Raw genomic sequence first — 8,084 nt, 5'->3', positions numbered from 1 at the left:
AAAAGAAAAGATAGTCAACTTTATTTTTTAACATTCTGAATCAACAAAAATCCACACAAGTTGTTCTTTAGTTATGCTTTTAAATAGTATCGCTCTGCTGTCGTCCAGTAGAGGATTATTACACTAACCAATCAAAGACATTTGCTTATCTTGTTTAGCGAGCTGACTATCATATCATGTTTATATAGTCTGTCAACCCTTTATTCTAATTCGTTTCAGTAGATTTACGCGCTAATTATTAAGTGACTTATCACTCCCTAATTGCTCCCGCTTGTCTTGCTGAGGTGCGTATTATAGACGCTTTAATCTGGGTGTCAAGAAGTTATTTAGCTAACTTTATTCCAAGCGGTAAACCACTCCCATAAAGCCGCTCTTCCGTTCCGACTGGGACGCATTATACGCAGATTAAAGGCTCGGTCAAGCTTAGTCTAAGATTTAATTTACCTTCGCCTAATGATTTTCCCATTAGTTGATGCTTATCATGGGTTTAGGGTTTGTGCTGGGGGTTTTATGCTATTCATATCATCTTTAGAATTAAAGTAGCGGTGCTTAATGTGTCACCTCTAATAAGCTGTTTCGCATGTGAGAGTCTCATGAGCTACATATAGTTACTTGGTTTTTGTATCAACTAACCGTGTGATTGTCTGGCTCTGGCTTGTTAGCATGACTTGTTTCTATTACTTATTGCCATGACTTGTTTATATGATCGGTCTATATAATTATAAGCAAGGAAGTCACTGGCTACTTACAGCTGTCGTAGTACTGTTATAGTAATAGGTGTCTATACTATAGATAGTAGCGTAGTCGCACTGAGACCTAAATGCTTTTTAGTTTTCCTAAATTAGCTGGTGCCAAGTATAGATAGATAGTGGGTACAACTTATCTTCTGACTCTCTATACATCTCATTGCACTTATATATTGCCACCCTGCATAAACTCATTATTAACTTAAGATCATAGGCAAAGCCCCTACAGTTTATTAACCTGTCATAGATAAAGACGCAAACTAAGGGTAAGCTGTTGATAACTAAGTTACTAGTACCCATATATAGAAGCCGCTATTATTGGCTTATTACTAATATTTTGCTTATATATAGGTAATTGATCGGTATTTAAGCTTTATAGCCTATAAAGATAAGCGCTTTGAGGTCAAAAAACAGCCTGCTAGCCCTTACTATCTAGTGTTTATAGACGGTTTTTGCTATAGTAGGCGCTTTTATGGCATTACTCGCCTACCCTGTCAGTTAACTGTATTTAAAGGACGGGTTGCTGCGCTTTATAATAGCTAAGCGGGTTAGAGAAATGCTGATATCTCTTAATACGTCACAATAGGTGGCAATAACTATTGTAGTCTGACGGTCATATGATTGATGGTTGCAATCATCACTGCCAAAGGACTCAAAAAGGTGAATAGATTATGGTAGCGATTACTTTACCCGATGGTAGTGTAAAACAATTCGACGGTAGCACTACAGTTATGCAAATAGCTGAGAGTATTGGGCCAGGACTTGCTAAAGCCACAATAGCTGGACGTGTAGACGGACATTTAGTAGACGCTTCCGATCCTATCGTTGCTGATGCTAAGGTCGAAATCGTTACTGCAAAAGATGATGATGGGGTCGATATCATTCGTCACTCATGTGCGCATTTATTAGGCCATGCGGTCAAACAGCTCTATCCTAATGTAAAAATGGTAATCGGTCCAGTCATCGATGATGGTTTTTATTACGACATCTATAGCGAGACGCCTTTTACCCCTGAGCACATGGAAGCAATTGAAAAGCGCATGATGGAGCTGATCAAACAAGACTACGATGTGATCAAGAAAATAACGCCGCGCGCTGAAGTAATTAAGATATTCGAAGAACGTGGCGAAGACTATAAGCTTAAGCTAATCAATGATATGCCGGGTGAAGATGCCTTTGGTCTCTATCATCATCAAGAATATGTCGATATGTGCCTTGGCCCGCATGTGCCTAATACTCGCTTCTTAAAAGTATTTAAACTGACTAAAATGTCAGGCGCTTATTGGCGTGGCGATGCTAAAAACGAACAGCTACAACGTATTTATGGTACTGCATGGGCAGATAAGAAACAGCTAAAAGCCTATATCCAGCGTATCGAAGAAGCCGAAAAACGTGACCATCGTAAAATTGGCAAAGCGTTAAATCTATTCCATATGCAAGAGCAAGCGCCAGGTATGGTGTTCTGGCATCCGAATGGTTGGACTATATATCAAGTGCTTGAGCAGTATATGCGCAAAGTGCAGCATGATAATGGCTACCAAGAGATTAAAACACCGCAAATCGTTGATCGTAGCTTGTGGGAACGCTCTGGGCATTGGGGTAACTATGCCACCAATATGTTTACCACTTCTAGTGAAAGCCGTGATTATGCGGTAAAACCGATGAACTGCCCTTGCCACGTGCAAGTGTTTAATCAAGGCTTAAAATCTTATCGTGACTTGCCATTACGTATGGCTGAGTTCGGCTCTTGTCATCGTAACGAGCCGTCTGGCTCATTGCATGGCTTGATGCGCGTCCGTGGTTTTACTCAAGATGATGCGCATATATTCTGTACTCAAGCGCAGATTCAACAAGAAGTGGCTGATTTTATTCAATTAACGCTCGATGTTTATGATGATTTTGGCTTTAAAGATATCATCATGAAGCTTTCTACTCGCCCTGAAAAACGAGTGGGTTCTGAGGAATCTTGGGATTTCGCCGAAAAGGCTTTAGCTGATGCTTTAGATAATTCAGGACTAGACTGGGATTACCTACCGGGCGAAGGCGCTTTTTATGGTCCGAAGATTGAATTCAGTCTTAAGGATTGCTTAGGTCGTGTTTGGCAGTGCGGTACTATTCAGGTCGATCCTAATATGCCTGAACGTTTAGATGCTGAATTTGTCAATGAGCAAAATGAGCGTGAAGTCCCGATTATGCTACATCGAGCTATTCTTGGCTCGTTCGAGCGCTTCATCGGTATGCTCATAGAACATTACGCCGGTTGGATGCCAGTATGGCTGGCTCCGCAACAAGTGGTAGTTATGAATATCACTGATAAACAGGCTGATGCTTGTACAAATGTAGTCAATGAGCTGAAAAATGCAGGTTTGCGGGCCATTAGTGACTTGCGTAACGAAAAGATTGGATTTAAGATACGAGAGAAAACATTAGAACGTATCCCCTATATGTTAGTATTGGGAGATAAAGAAGTCGAATCAGGTAGCGTTAACGTGCGTACCCGCGAAGGTGAAAACCTAGGCGTAATGACTATCTCAGAATTTATTACCTTAGTAAATGCAGCTGTCAGTGATAAAGGCCGACAGACCCCAAAAACAGATCAGGAGTAATACCTATTAAACAGTCAAACCGTTTGAACATTAACGAAGATATCAGCGTCAAAGAAGTCCGTTTAGTTAAAGAAGATGGCGAACAAATGGGCGTAGTCGATATCGATACCGCAATGAAAGCGGCACGTGAAGACAATCTAGATTTGGTTGAATTAGTTCCTGATGCCAAGCCGCCAGTATGTAAGATCATGGATTATAAGCATTATCTCTATGATCAAAAGCAAAAGGCTAAAGAGGCTAAAAAGAACCAAAAGCAAACTCAGCTCAAAGAGATGAAGTTGCGTCCTAGTACTGAAGAGGCCGATTATCAGGTTAAACTGAAAAAAATCGTTAGCTTTTTAGAAGATCAGGATAAAGTTAAAATCAGTATCCGCTTCCGTGGTCGTGAAATGGCTCATCAAGAGATTGGTCGTAAGCAACTTGATCGCATTATCGAAGATACTGCTGAAATCTCGAATGTCGAACAATATCCTAAGATGGAAGGTCGTCAAATGGGTATGCTATTAGGTCCTACTAAGAAAAGGTAAGTCCGTAGCTTAGGGTTAGCTTGCATTACGATTTTATAAATAACTTGATTTTAGTTATCGTTTTTGACCATCAATATGCTGCGGGATATTGATGGTTTTTTGCTATTGGCATATTGAAGTACTGCTAACGCTAGTCTAAGCACTTAAAGCCTAGCTTAGATACTAGCTAGATCTGTGATAGTAGCGCCTAGTAGGCCTTAGTACAATATAGAAGGTTAGTTTACAAAATCAATCTTCTCAGTCCTTTGATTACACGGTAATCTAAAGCTAGATTTACTGGCTATAGCCTAATAACATTTATTGGTTATAACCTGCTGCTGTTATAAATATATAAAATAGCGCTAATAATAAAGCCTGTACTCAAACTTTATATAAAAATATTTTTCATATTAAATATTAAAGGAATATCTATGCAAGAGTTGACCCCACCGGAAAATACCCCTACTCCTATTATATCTTTGACACCACCTGCTGCCGTAAAAGAAGTGCAAAAAAGCGAAGCAGACCAAATGGTCACTTTGGATGCGAGTCAACTACCTGAACTGGATGCCAAGGTCGACGCTTTTGTCAATCATGTGCTGACCAATTCAGTGCATAGTGATGAATTTAAACAAAATGTCCAGTCTATACATAATTTAGGTTCTAAAGAGATTCGTGAGTCCTCGCAAATCTCTAACCGTATGTTAGAGCTACCGGCTAAGAGTCTCAATGACAGCTTGTTCGATAACTCACCTATCGCTAAATCATTGACGGAACTGCGTGGCATCGTAGAAGATCTAGACCCTAGTAAAAAGCAGCTAACTAGCTCACGCAAACTGTTTGGTTTGATTCCTTTCGGCAATAAAGTACAAGACTATTTTCGCCAATATGAGTCAGCACAGTCACACATCAATGCGGTAGTGACTAGCCTCTATAATGGTAAAGATGAGCTGCTCAAAGATAACGCCATGATTGAGCAAGAAAAAGTCAATATGTGGGAATTGATGCAGTCTATCCGCCAGTATGTTTATGTTGGCAAAAAAATCGATGAGCAGTTAGAGCAAAAAGTTTATACCATTGAAGCTACTGATCCCGAAAAAGCTCGTATCATCAAAGAAGAGATGCTGTTCTATGTGCGTCAGAAGAACACTGACTTTTTGACCCAGTTGGCGGTTAACATCCAAGGATATTTAGCTTTAGACACTATTCGCCGTAACAACTTAGAGCTTATTAAAGGTGTGGATCGGGCTACGACTACTACTGTTTCAGCCTTACGTACTGCGGTGATCGTTGCGCAAGCGATGACCAATCAAAAGCTAGTACTAGATCAAATTACTGCCTTGAACAAAACAACTAGTAGCTTGATTGAATCAACTTCTGAGATGCTTAAGCGTCAATCAGGTGAGATTCATGAGCAAGCAACTAGTAGTACTATTGAGCTTGATAAATTGCAAAACGCCTTCAATAATGTCTATGAGACTATGGATATGATCAGCACTTATAAGTTAGAAGCGCTGGAGAATATGAAGCAGACCGTAAATACTTTAACTAGTGAAGTTGATAAAGCGCAAAAGTATTTAGACAAGTCGAACGAGACTACTGTGCTCGAAGTCTCTAGAGAAATAGACACTAAAAAGATAGTAGATAATTCTGGTGCTAACTCTATCGATATCTAACAGGTAAAAAATCTACAGCAAATGGCTCACTTAACCAGATAATGGTTAACGGCTATTTGCGCTAGATAAGATAATTGACTCGAGATATTGCAACCTCGTTCGTGTTAAGATAGCCCCTATTAATAATTTTAAAAACAGATACGGTACTTTATGAGTTGGAATGATCCAAACGCCTCAAGTGAGGCACAAAAATATGACAACCCTATTCCTAGTCGTGAGCTAATACTGAGCACGATTACTGAAAAGGGCGAAGCCACCCATCAACAGTTGGCTAAAGCATTCAATATTGATGATCCTGATCAGTTTGATGCTTTAGGCAATCGTTTAAAAGCGATGGCGCGTGATGGTCAAGTGAATCGCGAAGGGCGTCCTTATCGCTTTCGCACGGTCACTCAACAAGACGTTGTTACTGGTACAGTCTCGGCACATGCCAAAGGCTTTGGCTTTGTATTATTAACTGATATGCCTGATTTGTTCTTGCATGAAAAACAAATGCGCTGGGTATTCAACGGCGATAAAGTCGAGGCAGTGGGTACTTCAACGGATAATCGTGGTCGTACTGAAGGTCGTATCGTTGATGTCGTTGAACGTCAGCAAAACCAATTCATCGGTACTTTAGCCAAAGACGAAGATGGTTATTGTGTTGAGCTTGGTAGCCCGAACAATCACCAGCCGATTACGGTCACTGAAGATAATGTACAAGCATTAGAAGTTAAGCTTGGCTATCCAGTAAAAGTAGACATCATCGATTGGCCGAACCAGCATGAATTTGCTACTGGCAAAATCACTGAAGTGCTGACTGATGATAATGATCGTGAGCTAATCATCGAAACTACCCTACTCAATTATGATATTCCTTTTGAGTTTAGTGAAGCGACGCTTAAACAAGCTAATGATTATAAAGAACCGACTGATAAAGACACTAAAGGTCGCATAGATCTACGTGATATCCCATTGATTACCATCGATGGTGAAGATGCCCGTGACTTTGATGATGCGGTATTCGCTGAAAAACGTGCTGGTGGCAACTATCGAGTATTAGTCGCTATCGCTGATGTTAGTAACTACGTAACGCCAAACTCGCCATTAGATGTCGAAGCTTATCAGCGTGGTACTTCGGTGTACTTCCCACATCGGGTGATTCCAATGCTACCGGAAGTGCTATCAAACGGTCTTTGTTCATTGAATCCTGATGTTGATCGCTTGTGTATGGTCGCTGATATAAAAGTATCGCGTGCTGGTAAAGTGACTGGTTATGAGTTCTATCCTGCAGTAATGAATTCGCAAGCACGTTTGACTTATAATCAAGTCAATGACTACCTTGCTAATCCAAAAGATAGCACTATTCCGAAATCGTTGACTGATAATAAAGAAGTTAAAAAGTCAGTAGATACTTTACATCAATTGTATGAGCTACTAGTGAAAAAACGTGAAGAACGCCATGCGATGGAGTTTGAAACGGTCGAAACTTATATCAAGTTTAACGAAACTGGTGGCATCGCTGCTATCTTGCCACGTACTCGAGGCGACGCGCACAAACTGATCGAAGAGTGTATGCTTCTCGCCAATACTTGTGCGGCAAACTTTGCCTTAGAGCATGAGCTGCCAGTGTTATATCGTAACCACGATAAACCTGATAGCGAAAAATCTATGCGTATTCATGAGTACGCTAAGAACTTCGGTTTGAGCTTTCCAGAAGAGAGCCCAACCCAAGCAGATTATCAGCGTATTATCGAAGCTACCAAAGACCGCCCTGATGCTGTGAGTATCCATAGCATGCTACTACGCTCAATGATGCAGGCTAACTATTCGCCAGATAATATTGGTCATTTTGGTTTAGCCTATGATGAGTATAGTCACTTTACCTCACCGATTCGTCGTTATCCTGACTTAATGCTGCATCGTGCTATAAAAGCGAAAGTTACTAATACCCCGCAGCCAGTGATGGAATTTTCACTTGATGGTGCTGGTACCCAAACTTCAGACACTGAACGCCGTGCTGAAAAAGCATCTCGCTTCGTAGAATCTTGGCTCAAATGTCACTACATGAAAGATCATGTCGGTGAAGAGTTCGATGGTACTGTCACTACAGTCACTAGCTTTGGCTTGTTTGTGATGCTTGACGACTTATACATTGATGGCTTAGTGCATATCTCCAATGTTGGCGATGACTTCTTTGTTTATGATGAAAAACAGCAGCAACTTATCGGTAAAGATAAAGGCGGTTTGTTTGGACTTGGTGATTCAGTAAGGGTCAAAGTTGCTGGGGTCAATATGGATTTATTACAGATTGATTTTGATTTACAAACTAAGCTTAAAGCTAGTGAAATGAATCAAACGAAAAAAGACCAAACTAAGAAGAGCGCTCCTAAGAAAAGTAGCAGCCGCAGCAGTAGTAGTAGCAAGAAAAGTACTAACAAAAAAAGTTAGTATGCTGCAACTTTAGGCTATAAAGAAAGGGGCTAACGTTATCGTTAGCCCCTTTTTATTCGCTTGCTGATCGCTGCTATCACTGGGCGCCGTCCACTTACTCTAGACGCTGTTGTACTA

At 40.6% G+C, this 8,084-nt stretch carries 4 protein-coding genes; all 4 read left to right on the top strand.

Features of this window, described 5'->3' with window-relative positions:
- The first annotated feature begins 1,417 nt into the window (after positions 1-1,417).
- The 4 genes from thrS to rnr all read left to right on the top strand — a co-directional run bounded on the left by thrS (position 1,418) and on the right by rnr (position 7,964).
- The gene (gene thrS / locus KPY62_RS08835; RefSeq protein WP_216581669.1) at positions 1,418-3,352 is read left to right on the top strand and encodes a threonine--tRNA ligase; all 1,935 of its coding nucleotides are present in this window, start codon (positions 1,418-1,420) and stop codon (positions 3,350-3,352) included.
- Between the two features lie 23 nt (positions 3,353-3,375).
- Positions 3,376-3,879, top strand: a complete 504-nt coding sequence (infC, locus tag KPY62_RS08830) for a translation initiation factor IF-3 (protein WP_201624200.1) — start codon at positions 3,376-3,378, stop codon at positions 3,877-3,879.
- A gap of 410 nt (positions 3,880-4,289) precedes the next feature.
- The gene (locus tag KPY62_RS08825) at positions 4,290-5,534 is read left to right on the top strand and encodes a toxic anion resistance protein (RefSeq protein ID WP_216581668.1); all 1,245 of its coding nucleotides are present in this window, start codon (positions 4,290-4,292) and stop codon (positions 5,532-5,534) included.
- Positions 5,535-5,684: 150 nt separating this feature from the next.
- Positions 5,685-7,964, top strand: coding sequence for a ribonuclease R (rnr, locus tag KPY62_RS08820; protein ID WP_216581667.1), 2,280 nt, complete (start codon positions 5,685-5,687; stop codon positions 7,962-7,964).
- Positions 7,965-8,084 lie beyond the last annotated feature (120 nt).

It is taken from the genome of Psychrobacter sp. TAE2020 (genome assembly GCF_018919485.1).
Taxonomy (GTDB): Bacteria; Pseudomonadota; Gammaproteobacteria; order Pseudomonadales; family Moraxellaceae; genus Psychrobacter.
The sequence above is the reverse complement of the archived record's forward strand: the minus strand, read 5'-3'. Positions and strand labels throughout refer to the sequence as shown.